The organism is Serratia sp. TSA_105.2 (assembly GCF_052692115.1).
On the sequence record NZ_JBQZFT010000002.1, the window covers coordinates 132,664 to 148,807 of the forward strand.

Below are 16,144 nucleotides of genomic sequence, written 5' to 3' on the forward strand. Positions count from 1 at the left end.
TACTCCTCACCGGCTCCACTACACCGTCAACACGACGCAGCTGTCGGTTTCCCAGCACAGACGCACTTCATCGCCCCAGGTCGGCATCCCCTTGCGGAAACGGTGGCCGTTTTGCAACTGGGCGCTGATGATCTGCCCGCTGTGCAGCTTCACGTGATAGATGGACAGATCGCCCAGGTAGGCAATGTGCGCCACTTCCCCCACCGCGAAGTTGCAGCCGTCTTCCGGCACCTGTTCGCACAGCAGGATCTTTTCCGGCCGCAGCGCCACCTGGATCGGCACGCCGTCCACCACCGAGGCGTCCGGATCGACCTTGATCGCATGGCGCAATCCGGGGCTTTGCAGGATCAGCGCGTCATCGTGCCGCTCCTGCAATACGCAGTCGAAGACGTTGACCGAGCCAATAAATTCGGCGCTGAAGCGGCTGTTCGGATGCTCGTAGATCTCTTCCGGCTCGCCGATCTGCACGAATTTGCCGCGGTTCATGATGGCGATGCGCCCCGCCATGGTCATCGCCTCTTCCTGATCGTGCGTCACCATCACGCAGGTCACGCCGACGCGCTCGAGAATGTCGGTCACTTCCAACTGCATACGATCGCGCAGTTTCTTGTCCAGCGCGCCCATCGGCTCATCCAGCAGCAGCAGCTTGGGCCGTTTGGCCAGGCTGCGCGCCAACGCCACCCGCTGCCGCTGGCCGCCGGAAAGCTGGTGCGGCTTGCGCTTGGCGTACTCCTGCATGTGCACCAGCGCCAGCATTTCCGCCACCCGTTCGGCGATTTCCGCCCGCGGCATTTTGTCCTGCTTCAGACCGAAGGCGATATTCTGCTCTACCGTCATGTGCGGGAACAGCGCGTAAGACTGAAACATCATGTTGATCGGCCGCTGGTACGGCGGCACGTGCGACATATCCTGCCCATCGAGCACGATCTGCCCTTCCGAAGGCTGCTCGAAGCCGGCCAGCATGCGCAGCAAGGTGGACTTGCCGCAGCCGGACGGGCCAAGCAGCGCAAAGATCTCGCCCTTGTAGATGGTAAGGCTGACGTCTTCGACCGCATTCTGCCCGTCGAAGGTTTTAGTGAGGTTACGAATTTCCAGCAGAGGGGTGAAGACCTTCTGCGACTTGGCTTGAGGACGAGGGATGGCGTCGTTCAATCGGGGTGCTCTCCGGCGTAAAGCGGCACAAAACCACGGCGAGCGCCGTGGCCCAAAACGGCAATGCAGGCGGGGAGCGCCCGCCTGCCGGTTTACCGACGATGGGGGCTATCCCCCATCATCACTTCCCGCTTTTAACTTTAGTCCATGCGCGGGTAATGACACGGTCCAGCTTCGGCGACTGCACGTTGAGCGTGAACAGCTTGGCGCGCAGATCGGCCGGCGGATAGACGTTCGGGTTATCGCGCACCTCGGCGTTCACCAGCGGCGTGGAATCCTTCACCGCATTGGCGTAATAGACATAGTTGCTGATGCCCGCCATCACGTCAGGTTTCATCAGGAAGTTCAGGAACTGGTACGCGGCGTCTTTGTTCTTGGCGTCCGCCGGCATGGCGAACATGTCGAAGTAGGTCAACGCCCCTTCTTTCGGGATCGCATAGGCCACGTTCACGCCGTTCTTCGCCTCTTTGGCGCGGTTGGCCGCCTGCATTACGTCGCCGGACCAACCGATCGCCACGCAGATATCGCCGTTAGCCAGATCGTTGATGTACTGGGAAGAGTGGAAGTAACGAATGTTCGGCCGCAGCTTCAGCAGCAAATCGTTGGCCGCGCCGGTATAGTCCGCCGCATTGGTGCTGTTGGGATCCTTGCCCAGGTAGTGCAGCACGGTGGCGTAGACTTCGCTCGGCGCATCGAGGAAGGAGACGCCGCAGCTTTTCAGCTTCTCGAGGTTTTCCGGCTTGAGGATCAGATCCCAGCTGTCGACCGGCGCGTCTTTGCCCAATGCCGCCTTCACCTTGTCGACATTGTAGCCGATGCCGGTAGTCACCATCAGGTAAGGGATGCCGTACTTGTTGTCTTTGTCATTATGCGCCACCAGCTTCAGCATCTCAGGATCGAGATTCTTGTAGTTGGGCATTTTGCTCTTGTCGAGCGGCTCGAAGATGCCGGCCTGCGACTGACGCTCGAGGAAGTTGGATGAAGGAACCACCAAATCGTAACCGGTGCTGCCCGCCATCAGTTTGCCTTCCAGCACTTCGTTGGAGTCAAAGACGTCGTACACCACTTTGATGCCGGTTTCTTTCTGGAATTTGGCCAGGGTATCCGGCGCGATATAGTCGGACCAGTTATACACGTGCAGCGTTTTCTCTTCGGCTGACGCCGTGACGGACGCGGCCATCAACAGACCGGCAACCACACCCGATAACCACTTTTTACGTAGGGTGACCATCCGTAACTTCCTCCAAAACAGGGTAAATCATAGAATTGAACTTGTATCTGCAGCGATACAAAACCTTTCCTGATTGAGCGCAATCGTTGCAACCGCGAAATGAATGGCTATGCATATGATTGCATGCGCCTTTTTGCACTGCCCTGCTCGCGTGGTTACAAGGGAAATCGCAAGCCCTTTGCAGAATCAGCAGCATAGCCGCTGCCATCGCAACCCGCCAGCCCCCAGGGTAAAAAACGCCTTTTATCGATTTTTTATGCAGTTTTTCTCTATGTGATACGCCATTAACGGCACAAAAGGCGAGAAAGATCGGGCGGCAAAGGCCAAAGTGCAGAATATTTTATTGCGGAGGGGAATAACGGCAGCATGCCGCCGGAGCGACGGCATGCTTAAGATATGGCGAAGATCAGTGCAGCATCGGCTGACGCGCGGCGCCAGCGGGGATCTCTTCTTCGTCACCCATAAACAGCAGATCGTTCGCCCGCGCCTCGAGGATCACCATCGAGATCTGTTCTTCGCCCTGCTGCATGAAGTGGGTGAACTGCTCGTAAGTGATGCCGACCGCCACGCTCAGCGACTGGCAGACGATCAGCTTCGGCAGGTTGTCGTCCTGAATATCGACAAACGCCTTGATGGTCAGCGAACTGGCGTTGATTTGGCTCAGATCTGCCACCAACGGGATCAGCGCGGTCGGCTTCACCTCGGCCAGCGCGGAGAATAGGATGACGTTGTCCACCAGATCTATCTTGGCGTCGAACACGCCGTCGAAGTTCTGCATGTGCGGCAGGTGCAGCGCCTGGCAGGAATCGCACTCAAAGAAAGAAATGCCCGACTGATCCAGCCAGCGCCGCAACAGCGCCAAATCGGGGACAATGAGTGAATCCATAATAACCAGCCTCACAATATTCAATACGCGAAAAGGCGCATAGCTTACGGAATATTCACCCGATACGCCACGATCAATGCGGCTTAATTCACTAATTAAGATATTGCTCGGCGGGAAAAGTGCACCGCCCGCCCCGTCAACCGCCGGATTTCAGGCGAAAGCCAGGCCGGCCGCGCTGCTCGATGTATTCGATCATCATGCCGGCGATGTCCAGGCCGGTGGTGGTTTCCACGCCTTCGAGCCCCGGTGACGCGTTGACCTCCATCACCAGCGGGCCGCGCTCGGCGCGCAGGATATCCACCCCGGCGACGTCCAGCCCCAGCGTGCTCGCCGCTTTCACCGCGATCGCCCGTTCTCTGGCGGTGATGGTCACCTTGCGAGCGGTGCCGCCGCGGTGCAGGTTGGAGCGAAACTCACCCGGCTTGGCCTGACGCTCGATGGCGGCCACCACTCGGCCGCCGACCACCAGGCAGCGCACATCGCTGCCCTGCGCTTCGCGCACATACTCCTGCACCAGGATGTGGGCGTTCAGGCCGCGAAAGGCATCGATCACGCTTTCCGCCGCCTGGCGGGTTTCCGCCAGCACCACGCCGATGCCCTGCGTGCCCTCCACCAGCTTGACCACCAGCGGCGCGCCGCCGACCAGTTCGATCAGATCGCCGGTATCGTCCGGCGAATGGGCAAAACCGGTGATCGGCAGATCGATGCCCTGCCGCGCCAGCAGCTGCAGCGAACGCAGCTTGTCGCGGGCGCGGGTAATGGCCACGGATTCGTTTAGCGGGTAGCTGCCGAGCAGTTCGAACTGGCGCAGCACCGCCGTGCCGTAAAAGGTGATGGCGGAACCGATGCGCGGGATCACCGCATCGTAACGCTCCAGTTGGCGGCCGCGATAATGAATGGTCGGTGCCGCCGGATTGATGTTCATGTAGCAGGAGAGCGGATCGATGATATCGATGCTGTGCCCGCGATCTTCCGCCGCTTCACGCAGCCGCTTGCATGAGTAGAGCGTTCCGTCGCGAGAAAGAATGGCAATTTTCACTCGTCACCCCAAAAGCCAACGCCTGCCCGGCAGGCGGGTTAGCGGCCGCGGCGCTCAGGCGCGCGGATCGCTGTCCTGATTATCTTTCGATTGCGGTTTGCGACGATCGTTTTCCGGCGGCAACCCGCCGCGCATCAGCGGCCCGAAACCCTGCACCACGCGCCACACCAGAAATGCCGCCGCCGGCACCATCAGCGCCACGCCGAGGAAAATCATGCCGACCGCCGCCTGCTGCGACGCCAGCCAGCCCGGCAGCTGCAGGTGGCCGTGAATGCTGAGGTAGGCCAACACCAGCATCACGATGCCCAGCCCTTCCAACACCAGCACCGGGCGCGGTAAGTCACCGAATGAACGCATATTTTTCTTCTCCAGAAGGTCTGCCCCCAGTGTAGTGAATTCCCGTCGGCGGTGACAGCCCCGGCCGACAAATTGGTTACATGAATCAGATTAACAGGTAATTCCTGCTTTTTTTTCACCGCCTCAACGGGCATAGTAGGCGCCATCTGACGCAGGTAATGACTTTTTCGGTGACGGGATGTCGTTGCGGTAGCGAACAATTTATTGAAAATCCAATTAAGGAGCGTTGCATGTTTGCAGTAATCTTCGGGCGTCCTGGCTGTCCTTATTGTGTCCGCGCTAAAGAACTGGCGGAAAAACTGACTGAAGAACGCGACGATTTCAACTTCCGTTACGTTGACATCCACGCGGAAGGCATCACCAAGGCCGATCTGGAAAAAACCGTCGGCAAACCGGTTGAAACCGTGCCGCAGATCTTCCTGGATGAGAAGCACATCGGCGGTTGCACCGATTTCGAAGCTTACGCCAAAGAACACCTGAACCTGTTCCAGTAACTTTTTGAACAACAAAGACAAAAAAGGCGCTTAACGCGCCTTTTTTTATTGCCGCTGCCGCCGGTGCAGCTGCTGCAGCGTCTGCAACAGGCCGAGGGCGAACAGCATCAGCATCGCGCCGAACACGCACCAGAACACTGCGCTGGTGGCGTACGCCAGCTCTTGCCAGAACGAAGAGGACGGCGTCAGCCAGAAGTGGCGGATCAGCAGACACAGCGGCAGCGCATACAGCGCGCCGAGCAGCGGGCAAAGCAGCCGCTTGCGGCTCGACAGATAGCTGGCGATCGCACCGGGGATCACAAACAGCAGCAGGCCGGTTTCGCCGTGATGCTCATGATCCGTGCTGCCGAACAGGCCGGTTTGCTGGCCGATAAACACCAGGCTGAACAACAGAAAACAGCTGAGAATACCCAGCCAATATCTATAACTCGTCATGCGAATTCTCCCCCGCCCAATTACTGCATCAATAGAAATCGGCCCGGCCCCCACGCGGAGACGCTGAACCGAATTTTTTCCTTGGTCAAAAGAGAGTTAAATGCGCACGGCGGCGCAGGAAATCAGCTTTCTGTGCTGGCTGTCATCGGTCATAGCGTCTAGAATGAACGCCGCCGAACGATGGTTCGCTTCGCCTTACGCTGGTGGTGATTTATGACGTCGTTTTAAGGCTGAATTTATCTCTTATAGTTATCTATATCAAGCACTTACTGGTAAACAATAAGTTATCCTCCGTGAACATAAACGTCGCTAGTTTGTTAAACGGTAACTACATTCTGTTACTGTTCGTGGTACTCGCACTGGGGCTGTGCCTCGGTAAACTCCGTCTGGGCTCCGTCCAACTCGGTAATTCCATTGGCGTTTTGGTGGTTTCGCTGCTGCTCGGCCAGCAACACTTCGCCATTAACACCGAGGCGCTGAATCTCGGCTTTATGCTGTTTATTTTCTGCGTCGGCGTGGAAGCCGGGCCCAACTTTTTCTCGATTTTCTTCCGCGACGGCAAAAACTACCTGATGCTGGCGCTGGTGATGGTCGGCTCGGCGATGGTGCTCGCCATCGGTCTCGGCAAGCTGTTCCACTGGGACATCGGCCTGACCGCCGGCATGCTGGCCGGCTCGATGACTTCGACGCCGGTGCTGGTGGGCGCCGGCGACACACTGCGCAACACCATCGTCAACGGCCCGGCGCTGCTGGCGGCGCAGGATCATCTGAGCCTCGGCTACGCCCTCACCTACCTGATCGGTCTGGTCAGCCTGATCTTCGGCGCGCGCTACCTGCCGAAGCTGCAGCACCAGGACCTTTCCACCTCTGCCCAGCAGATCGCCCGCGAACGCGGCCTGGACACCGACAGCCAGCGCAAGGTCTACCTGCCGGTGATCCGCGCCTACCGCGTCGGCCCCGAGCTGGTGGCCTGGGCCGACGGCAAGAACCTGCGTGAACTGGGCATCTACCGCCAGACCGGCTGTTACATCGAACGCATCCGCCGCAACGGCATTCTGGCCAACCCGGACGGTGACGCGGTGCTGCAGGTGGGCGACGAGATCTCGCTGGTCGGCTACCCGGACGCCCACGCGCGGCTGGATCCGAGCTTCCGCAACGGCAAGGAAGTGTTCGATCGCGATCTGCTCGACATGCGCATCGTGACCGAAGAGATCGTGGTGAAGAACAGCAACGTGGTGAACAAGCGCCTGAGTCAGCTGAAGCTGACCGACCACGGCTGCTTCCTCAACCGCGTGATCCGCAGCCAGATCGAAATGCCGATCGACGACAGCATCGTGCTCAACAAAGGCGACGTGCTGCAGGTGAGCGGCGACGCGCGCCGGGTGAAGAGCGTGGCGGAGAAGATTGGCTTTATCTCCATCCACAGCCAGGTGACCGACCTGCTGGCATTCTGCGCCTTCTTCATCATCGGCCTGCTGATCGGCCAGATCACCATTCAGTTCAGTAACTTCTCGTTCGGCATCGGCAACGCCGCCGGCCTGCTGATGTCCGGCATCATGCTCGGCTTCCTGCGCGCCAACCACCCGACCTTCGGCTACATTCCGCAGGGCGCGCTGAACATGGTGAAAGAATTCGGCCTGATGGTGTTTATGGCGGGCGTGGGCCTGAGCGCCGGCGCCGGCATCGGCCACAGCCTGGGCGCGGTCGGCGGCCAGATGCTGATCGCCGGGCTGATCGTCAGCCTGGTGCCGGTGGTTATCTGCTTCCTGTTCGGCGCCTACGTGTTGCGCATGAACCGCGCCCTGCTGTTCGGCGCCATTATGGGCGCCCGCACCTGCGCACCGGCGATGGAGATCATCAGCGACACCGCACGCAGTAATATCCCGGCGCTGGGCTATGCCGGTACCTACGCCATCGCTAACGTGCTGTTAACGCTGGCGGGTTCACTCATCGTGGTGTTATGGCCGGGGATACTCGGCTGATCGATTAGCGGGAGAGATGGATCGGCGATAAAAATATTTTGATTTTTTTGTCGCCGGCCAGAACTTTCGTTGGGGGCCGCAGTCTGAATTAGTGCCACTGCTTTTCTTTGATGTCCCCATTTTGTGGAGCCCGATAATCCCGCCTTTTAGGTTCAAGATTATCGGGTTTTTTGTTGCCTGAAAAACGTATTACATCAACGGCCCACGGCCTCAAAATGCACCTTTTTACTGTGGTTCGGTCACACATCCCTCTGCTCATTCGTCATCTATATGTGTTAACCCGATAAATGAGGAGTTCTTATGACTACGCCAGTGAATACCGACCCTGTCAATCATGCGCAAAACATTGCCAACGTTTTTTCCGCGCTGCTGAAAGTGCATGGCGCTATCGATGCGCACAATCTGGAGCGCAAGATCTACCATCTCGTCCTCCTGCGCGCTTCGCAAATCAATGGCTGCGGTTACTGTGTCGAGATGCATACCAAAGAAGCGCGCGAGGACGGTGAAACCAACGCACGTCTGGACAGGCTGGTGGTATGGGAACACGTTGATGATTTCACGCCTCGCGAGCGCGCCGCATTTGCCTGGACAGAAGCGTTAACGCGGCTTGAACGCCATACCGAGTATGGCCCACTGCGCGCAGCATTGCGCGCGTACTATTCCGAGGAAGAAATCAGCGTACTAACCGCAAATATCACTATGATAAATCTGTGGAATAGAATTCATATTTCCGGCCACTAATATGAAAAACGACAAGTATGCAGCACTGTTCGAATCGAGAAGGTCGTTTCTGATCGGCCTCGCCTATCGTATTTTAGGTTCTCTGGCCGACGCGGAAGATGCCGTGCAAGATACCTATATCAAATGGTTACATGCGGATCGCCACAGCATTCTGAATCCTGCGGCCTGGCTGACCACCGTCTGCACTCGTCGTTGCCTCGACCTGCTGCGCGCCGCGCAGCAGGCTCGCGTCGATTATGTCGGTATTTGGCTGCCAGAACCCATTCAAACCGCCGTAGCCGAAACGCCCGAGCAGATGTTGGAGCTCTCATCGTCGCTGTCGACGGCCTTTATGCTGTTGCTCGAAAGACTCACTCCCCGCGAGCGCGCAGCCTATTTGCTGCATGACATCTTTGACTTGCCCTACGCGGATCTCGCCATGACATTAGGTGGAGAAGAAACGGCATGTCGTAAACTGGTGTCACGCGCGCGCACAAAAGTTGGCCACCCGGAGGAGCGTAACACCCAGCCCACAGAGCGGCAGAAGGCGTTGCTGATCGCTTTCAAAACGGCGGTGGAAACGGCAGATATCGAACCGCTTTCGACCCTGTTGTCCGAAGACGTTAAGCTCAGTGCGGACGGCGGCGGCAAAGTGCCCGCCAACCTGGCTGAACTCGTCGGCAAACGTGACGTACTCGAGTTTATCGGCGGTAAATTGCCCGTATTTTGGCGAGCCTATCTCTGGCAACACGCGCTCATCAATGGCGTGCCAGGCGCCTTGCTATCCGAACAAGGCCGTATTACGGCGTCTGTCAGCCTCAACTTGAATGCCGAAGGCCGACTGGCTCAGGTATTTATCGTGCGCAACCCAAGCAAACTTTCGCAACTCGACCGTCTGTGGACAATGCCTCTGCGGTAAGAACACCTTTACAACATGTGCCCACTTTCTGGTAATACAGCGAGACGGTTTATTGACTGACAGGGGCAGGCGGCCATTTCCCACCACGCTTAATTAGCTCGTCTTTGATGTGCTCAAGAGACTCTTTCGCCTCACTGCCGTCCTGACTCCTATTAATCAGCCGTTGCAGTTGATTACCCATCGTCCAACCCGAGTTGCCTCTTATATCGCTATCGGCACCTTTTTCTAAAAGAAGAATGACGTGGTCATAGGAGTGATAGTCTAAAGCATCGATGAGCAGCGTATCACCCAGTGAATTTCTTATATTTATATCCGCACCATAATCCAGCATGACCTCTAATGTCTCTGTATTCTTCGCAAGAATACTTTTAAATATAATTGGCTTATTGTTGATTTTATCTTTTGCATTAGGAGAGAGCCCCCCATCTAACATGGATTTTATCCAGATTCCCTTATCTGCCTTCATAACAAATTCAGCTGGGCTACTCCCCCCCTCAGCTCTTGGCTGCAGTGGATCTGCTCCCGCCTTGACCAGATCCGTAATGATCTTGAGCCGCTCTGGCGTGTTCTTGTCAAAGATAGCGTTATTTATCGCCCAGAATAGCAACGTCATCTCCGCCTTGGCCGGCCGATTTAACGTTTCTTTGCTTACCGTCGGTAAAACCTTATCCAGCTTTTGCCTGTCACCCTCGTAGATGATGTTAGCGATGTCCAGCTGCTTTCCTTCAAAGTAATCCTGTGGTTGTAGATCCCTACCTTGTTTGCATCCCTGCATCACAAACATCGACAGCACCACGGTGATAATCAGAGTAATGTGCTTCATGCCGTACCCGTCCACGTCAAACGCCCGTTATTTCACCCACCTGAAAGCTAACTAATTCACAATGTTTATCTTCTCTTTAATTTTAATTAATTTTTTTATATAAGAATTATTTTTGTCTCCTTTATCTATTTCCGCAGAAATCAGAGAAAGGAAGCTGTCATTAAAATCATCTTTGGCTAAGGGGTTAGCGCCATGAGCCAAAAGAACCTCAATGTGCTCAGGGCAACTGTTATACAGCGCATTAATTAATGGAGTTCTGTTCATAGACCCTTTGATATTAACATCAGCTTTGTACGCAATCAGCACCTTTAATGTTTCGGTATTCTTCGCTTCAAAACTTTCAAAAATAATAGGTTGATTATGAACCTTATCTCTGGCGTTTGGAGAAAGGCCACCTTCCAGCATGGCCTGTATCCAGACGCCTTTGTCCGCCTTCATAACAAACTCAGCGGGGCTACCTGGCGTGTTGGGTTGAGGCTGTAAAGGATCTGCGCCGGCCTTTACCAAATCCGTAATGATCTTGAGCCGCTCTGGCGTGTTCTTGTCAAAGATAGCGTTATTTATCGCCCAGAACAATAAGGTCATCTCTTCCTTAGCTGGACGGTTTAAGAGCTCTTTGTTTACTGATGACAACAGTTTATCCAACTGCGGCCTATCACCATCATAAATGGCTTTGGCAATGTCCAATTGCTGACCGTCAAAATAATCCTGCGGTTGTAAATCCATACCTTGTTCGCACCCCTGTATGATGAGCATAGACACTACCATCGTGATAATGAGAATAAGCTTTTTCATATTCTTCCCTTGATTGTGGCAATGTCATCGTCTTTTTCATTTTCAATGCATTGTATCGCCTGGTCTATACCGTGCTTATCCAGCAGTGAGCCTGTTCCACCGGGAAGCGTGTGTTTAACCCCTACGGCGTCAGGCGCCAACATGGACAACCGCTCTTTCGCCATCACCGCAGGCGGATAAAAATTGAGGTCTTTGGCATCCTCCCACAAATCAACCTCCTGCAGCTTAGTCAACAGCTCCCCTTTTACGCGATACGCCTGAATATTATCGGCTCTGCCTATTATCGAACCGCCGTATTTTTCTACGGTTCCCGCATTCAGACCCGCTGCATTAAACGTCCATGCCGGTTTACCGCTGGCCATGGAGGCCGCAGATGCCATGCCCCCGCCCAGTGAATGGCCAGATATCCCAACATCGCCTTTGATTGCTTTACCGATATTAACCGCTTTTTTGTAGTATTCAGAATTAAGCCCTATTCCCTGAGCACCATTGTTTGTCCAGTCGCTCAGGTTTTTAACGCCTGACAGATCCCCTTTTAATAAAGCTTTTTGAACTGCAGTGCTTATTCCTTCCGGGAGCTCAGGCGCACGCGATCCTCGAAACACCACCGTCGGACTCATCGCTTTACCAAAGATACTCTCGTCTGGTTGATAAACTCGGGCTAAAAAATCAGGATTTATCGGCTTGTCATAAAGCATTTTACTGTCCAGACCAAGCCTATTTAAAGCTCGCTCGTCATTACTGATATCTTTCCAGCCCTCCGGTACTCCAGGTAGTTCGCCTAGTGAATCGGTGGTCTTGTAAACATTCTCAGCCAGCTTCGCCTTTTCGACCGCGACGTTGTTCTCCGCCAATCGCTGTGCCGCCATGCGCGCATCCGGGTAAATGCTGCGGTTGCCTCGCCCTATCAGGTACTGGCGTTCTTGCCAGCGTTCTGCCTTGGTCATCGGACGAATGGCCTGCACCGTGGCGGCAACGGTTGCCACTGCGGTAGCGATGGCTTGCTGCAGAGGGGGATTCCGGATCGTATTCTGCCTCGCCGGCAGCACCGTCGGTTTTGCCCGCCGGCCATAGCGGCTGACCATTTCTTCATAGCGGGCGATCACGCGCCCTGTAGGATAAAAGGCAGGAAGAGAGCTGCCGGGATAGCGCTGTAATCGGCCTTCCGCGTCGACGTAAAACGCGTATTTGGTCGGCGTCCAGGCGCCAATTTCCTCATCAATCGCCAGCAAACCGCCCCGGTTGAGATCATCGAACACGCTGCGCTTCACAATCGCGTCCTCACGATAACCGGTGACGCCAATACCGGATTGAGTATTGCGGGTTATGGAGTACCGGCTGCTTATCGATATGCCTGCTGCGCCGCCGAACAGATAATGCCGTTCCAGCTCATGGTGCGCTTGTGTCGGGGTGAGTATCCGGGAGAAACTTTCCGGCGCCGTGTGTTCAGAAAAGAGAGAGAGCAGCTTCATACGGCGCCAGCCCGAACGTCACTTCCCTGAGGCGGCGTTCCGGCCCCTTTCCTTGTCACCTCGCCGAGATTTAGCGAACGATAACGCATTGGATATCCTTATCTTGCAGGTCACTGCATGTCCGTGAATGTTCGAAAAACTAGCACAATTCAGCAAAGATTGCTTTGTTGTCTTGCTGTTCACACCGTAACACTCGGTGGAGGAAATTCATGCAGTGGCGTTTTTCGGCAGCGGCGTCTGGCAAACGCCATAGGAAAATAAATCTCAGATAAAAGTCTGGCGGAGAATCAGAAGGGATATAGAGAAAAAGAAAAATGGCACACCCGACGTTGCTGGGCTGCTTTTGCTGCGCCGGCCCCAGGCCGGCGCAGCAACGCCCGTTTAGAACCGCTGTTTGATAGGTTCATCACTGTTCAGATTGCCGTTGGCCTGCGCTTCTCCGCAGGTGGTGGGGCCAAAGGCCACCACTTTGCCGTCGCTGTTTCTGAAGCCGACGTAGAACGGCGTCACGGTGCCGTTCGGCAAGCGGTGGTTATAGTCGTGGCACACGCCTTGGCCGTTCAGCGTCGGCCGGGTGGCAATCGGCGCGCCGAAATCCCGGCTGACCGAGCGCTTGTCGGCGCCAACGTGAAAGGCCTCGGCGATCTTTTGATCGCGCAGCAGGCTGAAGGTATCGCAGCCGGTTAACAACAGGCTCACCGCCACAACGGCACTCCCTAACCCTTTACTCATTTTTCACTCCCTCTATATATTGAACCTGGCGGCAATCACGCTGTTTTGCCGGGTAAACGTCGGCGAGCGCCCAAGGGCGTGCCTGCTCGCTAGAGCATTAAAAAGAGAAGCCATACAAATTAATGATTCAACGAATGAGATAACCGCCCCATCGCCCTGGAAAGAACCGAATGGGAACGCGTTACAGTTTGCGGATCACATTGCCAATCAGGCATTTCACGGCGTTGACTTGCGCCGTCAGCCCCGGCTTATCGGCGGGAAACACGCCGTCCAGCGCCGCGGTACCGACGGTGAAGCCAACCGCATTGCCCGTCACCACGGCGGCGATGCGCTCTTCCCGGTCGATAGACCCGGCGATATAAACCGGTTTGTCGACCGCATCGCACACCCGCCGAATCAACGTCGGCACGTCGCCGGCAAAGCGGTAGGCCAGCAGATCCAGCCCTGTCACGCCCGGTAAAGCGGCGCGCTGGCGGGCGCTGGCGACAATATCGTCAATGTCACCTTCCAGCACGCTGGGGTGGCCGCTGATGCGACCGGCAAACGGATAGTAGCGCAGGCCAGACTGACGAATGATCGACAGCACGCTTTCCGGCCGCGTTCCCCCCATCAAGACATCAACACCCAACGCCAGCGCCGCGCGCGCCGAATTCATCTCGCTTTCCTCATCCAGGCTAACCACTTCCAGATAAGCGGTGGCGCCGCCGGCGTGGATCGCCAGCGCCAACTGTTTGAGTTGGTCCAGCGGCAGGCCGATATCCTTAAAGCCGATATGCTTCACGCCGGCAGCCAGCACCTCTGGTAGCCGCGCTTGCGCATCGGGTACCGTGCTGTCGTTGCGCGTCAGCATGAAAATAAACTCGGGTGTGTGCATGGTGTTTCCTTATTGTCTTCAGGTGATGTGAGTTATTGGGCGCGCAGCATTTTTTCCGCCTGCCGGAAGGCGTACAGCAGGCTGGCGTGTTCCGCCCGTCCGCTGCCCGCGATATCAAACGCCGTACCGTGGTCGACCGAGGTGCGGATAAACGGCAGGCCGACGGTGACGTTAACGCCGTGATCCACCCCGAGATATTTCACCGGGATCAGGCCCTGGTCGTGATATTGGGCGACCACAATATCGAACTCCCCGCGCCGGGCTCGCATGAAAACGGTATCGCCGGGCCAGGGGCCGCTGACGTCCAACCCCTGTTCCCGCGCCAGGGCGATGGCGGGCACGATGACGTCAAGATCTTCGCGGCCGAACAGGCCGTTCTCCCCGGCGTGCGGATTCAGGCCGGCCACCGCAATGCGCGGTTTCGCTATGCCTAACGCCCGACAGGCCGTTTGCGCCAGATGAAACGCGCGCAGCTCGTTTTCCACGGTCGCCGCGTCGATGGCGTCCCGCAGCGAAACGTGAATGGAAACCAAGATCACCCGCAGCTCGTCGTTGGCCAGCATCATGGCGAAGTCCTGGGTGCCCGAGCGCGCCGCCAGGATCTCGGTGTGCCCCGGATAATCGATCCCCGCCAGGCGCATCGCCTCCTTGTTCAACGGGGCGGTGACGATGCCGGCGATACGCCCCGCCAACGCCAGATCGATGGCGGCAACCACCCAGGCATAAGACGCCGCGCCCGCGCGCTTATCGAGCCTGCCGGGGGGCAAGTCCACCGGCAGCGCAACGCCGGCGGAATAGACGGCGGTTTCTCCCCGCATCCAGGCTTCGTCCCATCCCGCCAGCGAGGCGGGCAGCTCGCGGATGTGCAGCGTCAGCCCCAGACTGGCCGCCGCGCGCGCCAGGGCACCGGCATCGCCAATCACCACATAAGGCGTACTCAACCGCTCTGTGGCCGCCAGTTTGGCGATGATCTCCGGCCCGATGCCGGCGGGATCGCCCATGGTTATCGCCAGCGGCAAGGTGGAAAGGGTCATCGTTCTTCTCCTTCTCGGTCAGCGCGCAACCGGGTTACGCAGTTCAACAACGTGGCAGCCCGGCCAAAACCGCCCGCCTTGGTGGCGAACGGCAGCCTGCGGCCCGGCAGATTTAACAACCCGAAAGGCACGCCGGGTTCCACCTCACCGAACAGCGTCAATGAGCCGGCCGCCATGGCGTCGACGATACGCCGCGCGGTATCGCCGCCGGTCGCCACCAGCCCATCGAAGGCTTGCGTGCAACGGCTGACGACCGCGCCCAGCGCAGCGGCATGATCCGCCGCGGCCGCTCGCGACCGGGGCGACATCAGGCAAACGACATCGGCACGCGCAAACGCCGCTCGCACCTCTTGCGCTACCGCCTCGGGATCGGCTGCTTCAGGCAGCGTAACCAGCACCGCGCCCGCCTGCCGCAGGCTTGCCAGCTGGGCGGCATTCGCCGGATGCAGGCTGCCAATCGCCACCAGCACCTTGCTGGCTCGCAGCGGCGGTTGAGCGGGCGGCGCGTTCTCCTCTGGGGATAACGCACGCGACAGCGCCGCCGCCAGGCCCGGCGATCCCACCCACACCACCGGTTCGGCAATGCCGATCCGCCCCACGAGCTCATCCAGCTCGCCGTTGCCTGCGGCGTCGAATACCTGAAAGCGCGTCGGCTCCAGCCCCGCCATGCGCTCCATGACGTAACCGGTGACGATCGGGTTCTTCGGATCGCGCGCAAAGGCGGTCTGCTCCAGCGCGACGCCGTCGACGTATTGCCGGCCGCCCACCGTGGTGCGGCCGGCATCCGGGAAGGCCGGCGCGACGATGGCGAGACGGCGCCCGCTGCCCGTCAGCGCCCCGCGCGTTTCCGGCCCCAGATTGCCACGCAGCGTGGAATCCACCGTTTTGTAGATGAGGCGCGCCGGTTTCACGCAGGCGGCGGCATGGCGAAAACGCCGCTCCGCCTGCTCCGGCGAAACGAAGCGGGAATCTAAATCGAAGGCGACGATCTCAGCGCCCTGCAACGCGGCATCGGGCAGGCGCAGCATGACGCAGGCATTCAGTCCGCGTGCGGCGAACGGGGCCGCGCCGTCGAGCGCGCTGGTAAGGTCATCGGCGAGAATGGCAATCATCGCAGTTACCCGTAAGTGGAAAGTGATGCACACTTTGGCGGATTTGGCTGGCAATAAAAAACGATTTGCGTAGTATCGATGATTGAC

17 protein-coding genes are annotated in these 16,144 nt (G+C 57.5%); 4 read left to right on the plus strand and 13 right to left on the minus strand.

Translation table 11 applies throughout. The features are described 5' to 3' along the window. Positions 1–18: 18 nt before the first annotated feature. The 5 genes from potG to ACUTSC_RS06995 all read right to left on the minus strand — a co-directional run bounded on the left by potG (position 19) and on the right by ACUTSC_RS06995 (position 4,665). Entirely contained in the window at positions 19–1,152 is a 1,134-nt protein-coding gene (gene potG, locus ACUTSC_RS06975) for a putrescine ABC transporter ATP-binding subunit PotG (RefSeq protein WP_060443364.1), read from the minus strand. 121 nt (positions 1,153–1,273) lie between these two features. Further along, positions 1,274–2,383, minus strand: coding sequence for a spermidine/putrescine ABC transporter substrate-binding protein PotF (potF, locus tag ACUTSC_RS06980; protein ID WP_063989389.1), 1,110 nt, complete (start codon positions 2,381–2,383; stop codon positions 1,274–1,276). 406 nt (positions 2,384–2,789) lie between these two features. Then, complete coding sequence (locus ACUTSC_RS06985) at positions 2,790–3,269, minus strand: type III secretion system chaperone family protein (protein ID WP_063989388.1); 480 nt, start codon at positions 3,267–3,269, stop codon at positions 2,790–2,792. A gap of 136 nt (positions 3,270–3,405) precedes the next feature. Beyond that, positions 3,406–4,308, minus strand: coding sequence for a 30S ribosomal protein S6--L-glutamate ligase (rimK, locus tag ACUTSC_RS06990; RefSeq protein WP_038880682.1), 903 nt, complete (start codon positions 4,306–4,308; stop codon positions 3,406–3,408). Between the two features lie 54 nt (positions 4,309–4,362). Continuing rightward, positions 4,363–4,665, minus strand: coding sequence for a YbjC family protein (locus tag ACUTSC_RS06995; RefSeq protein ID WP_033646672.1), 303 nt, complete (start codon positions 4,663–4,665; stop codon positions 4,363–4,365). A gap of 230 nt (positions 4,666–4,895) precedes the next feature. Here ACUTSC_RS06995 and ACUTSC_RS07000 point away from each other — a divergent pair, with 230 nt between their 5' ends. After that, positions 4,896–5,159, plus strand: coding sequence for a GrxA family glutaredoxin (locus ACUTSC_RS07000; protein ID WP_004938676.1), 264 nt, complete (start codon positions 4,896–4,898; stop codon positions 5,157–5,159). A 45-nt stretch (positions 5,160–5,204) separates the two neighbouring features. Here ACUTSC_RS07000 and ACUTSC_RS07005 read toward each other — a convergent pair whose 3' ends face one another. Then, positions 5,205–5,594, minus strand: a complete 390-nt coding sequence (locus ACUTSC_RS07005) for an inner membrane protein YbjM (protein ID WP_197766493.1) — start codon at positions 5,592–5,594, stop codon at positions 5,205–5,207. Between the two features lie 293 nt (positions 5,595–5,887). Between ACUTSC_RS07005 and ACUTSC_RS07010 the strand changes: the two genes are divergently transcribed. From ACUTSC_RS07010 to sigJ, 3 genes are all read left to right on the plus strand, one after another. After that, positions 5,888–7,576, plus strand: a complete 1,689-nt coding sequence (locus tag ACUTSC_RS07010) for an aspartate:alanine antiporter (protein ID WP_197766494.1) — start codon at positions 5,888–5,890, stop codon at positions 7,574–7,576. A gap of 300 nt (positions 7,577–7,876) precedes the next feature. Next, positions 7,877–8,317 carry a carboxymuconolactone decarboxylase family protein gene (locus ACUTSC_RS07015; RefSeq protein WP_197766495.1) on the plus strand — a complete coding sequence of 147 codons (441 nt, stop codon included), beginning with the start codon at positions 7,877–7,879 and terminating at the stop codon, positions 8,315–8,317. Between the two features lies 1 nt (position 8,318). Then, positions 8,319–9,215, plus strand: a complete 897-nt coding sequence (gene sigJ / locus ACUTSC_RS07020; RefSeq protein ID WP_443003663.1) for an RNA polymerase sigma factor SigJ — start codon at positions 8,319–8,321, stop codon at positions 9,213–9,215. 49 nt (positions 9,216–9,264) lie between these two features. Here the strand turns inward: sigJ and ACUTSC_RS07025 are convergent, their stop codons facing one another. The 7 genes from ACUTSC_RS07025 to ACUTSC_RS07055 all read right to left on the minus strand — a co-directional run bounded on the left by ACUTSC_RS07025 (position 9,265) and on the right by ACUTSC_RS07055 (position 16,057). Next, entirely contained in the window at positions 9,265–10,038 is a 774-nt protein-coding gene (locus ACUTSC_RS07025) for an ankyrin repeat domain-containing protein (protein WP_197766497.1), read from the minus strand. Between the two features lie 51 nt (positions 10,039–10,089). Further along, a complete protein-coding gene (locus tag ACUTSC_RS07030) occupies positions 10,090–10,833 on the minus strand; it encodes an ankyrin repeat domain-containing protein (RefSeq protein WP_445653227.1) in 744 nt (247 codons plus the stop codon). Further along, a complete protein-coding gene (locus ACUTSC_RS07035; RefSeq protein ID WP_445653228.1) occupies positions 10,830–12,305 on the minus strand; it encodes a phospholipase in 1,476 nt (491 codons plus the stop codon). Before ACUTSC_RS07035 ends, ACUTSC_RS07030 begins: the two co-directional genes overlap by 4 nt. Positions 12,306–12,686: 381 nt before the next feature. Beyond that, the gene (locus tag ACUTSC_RS07040; protein WP_123894463.1) at positions 12,687–13,037 is read right to left on the minus strand and encodes a hypothetical protein; all 351 of its coding nucleotides are present in this window, start codon (positions 13,035–13,037) and stop codon (positions 12,687–12,689) included. 181 nt (positions 13,038–13,218) lie between these two features. Next, entirely contained in the window at positions 13,219–13,911 is a 693-nt protein-coding gene (locus ACUTSC_RS07045) for a hypothetical protein (RefSeq protein WP_197773168.1), read from the minus strand. A 32-nt stretch (positions 13,912–13,943) separates the two neighbouring features. Next, entirely contained in the window at positions 13,944–14,945 is a 1,002-nt protein-coding gene (gene pdxA, locus ACUTSC_RS07050; protein WP_197773167.1) for a 4-hydroxythreonine-4-phosphate dehydrogenase PdxA, read from the minus strand. Next, positions 14,942–16,057 carry a four-carbon acid sugar kinase family protein gene (locus ACUTSC_RS07055; protein WP_197766503.1) on the minus strand — a complete coding sequence of 372 codons (1,116 nt, stop codon included), beginning with the start codon at positions 16,055–16,057 and terminating at the stop codon, positions 14,942–14,944. The genes pdxA and ACUTSC_RS07055 overlap by 4 nt, the downstream gene beginning before the upstream one ends. Positions 16,058–16,144: the final 87 nt, after the last annotated feature.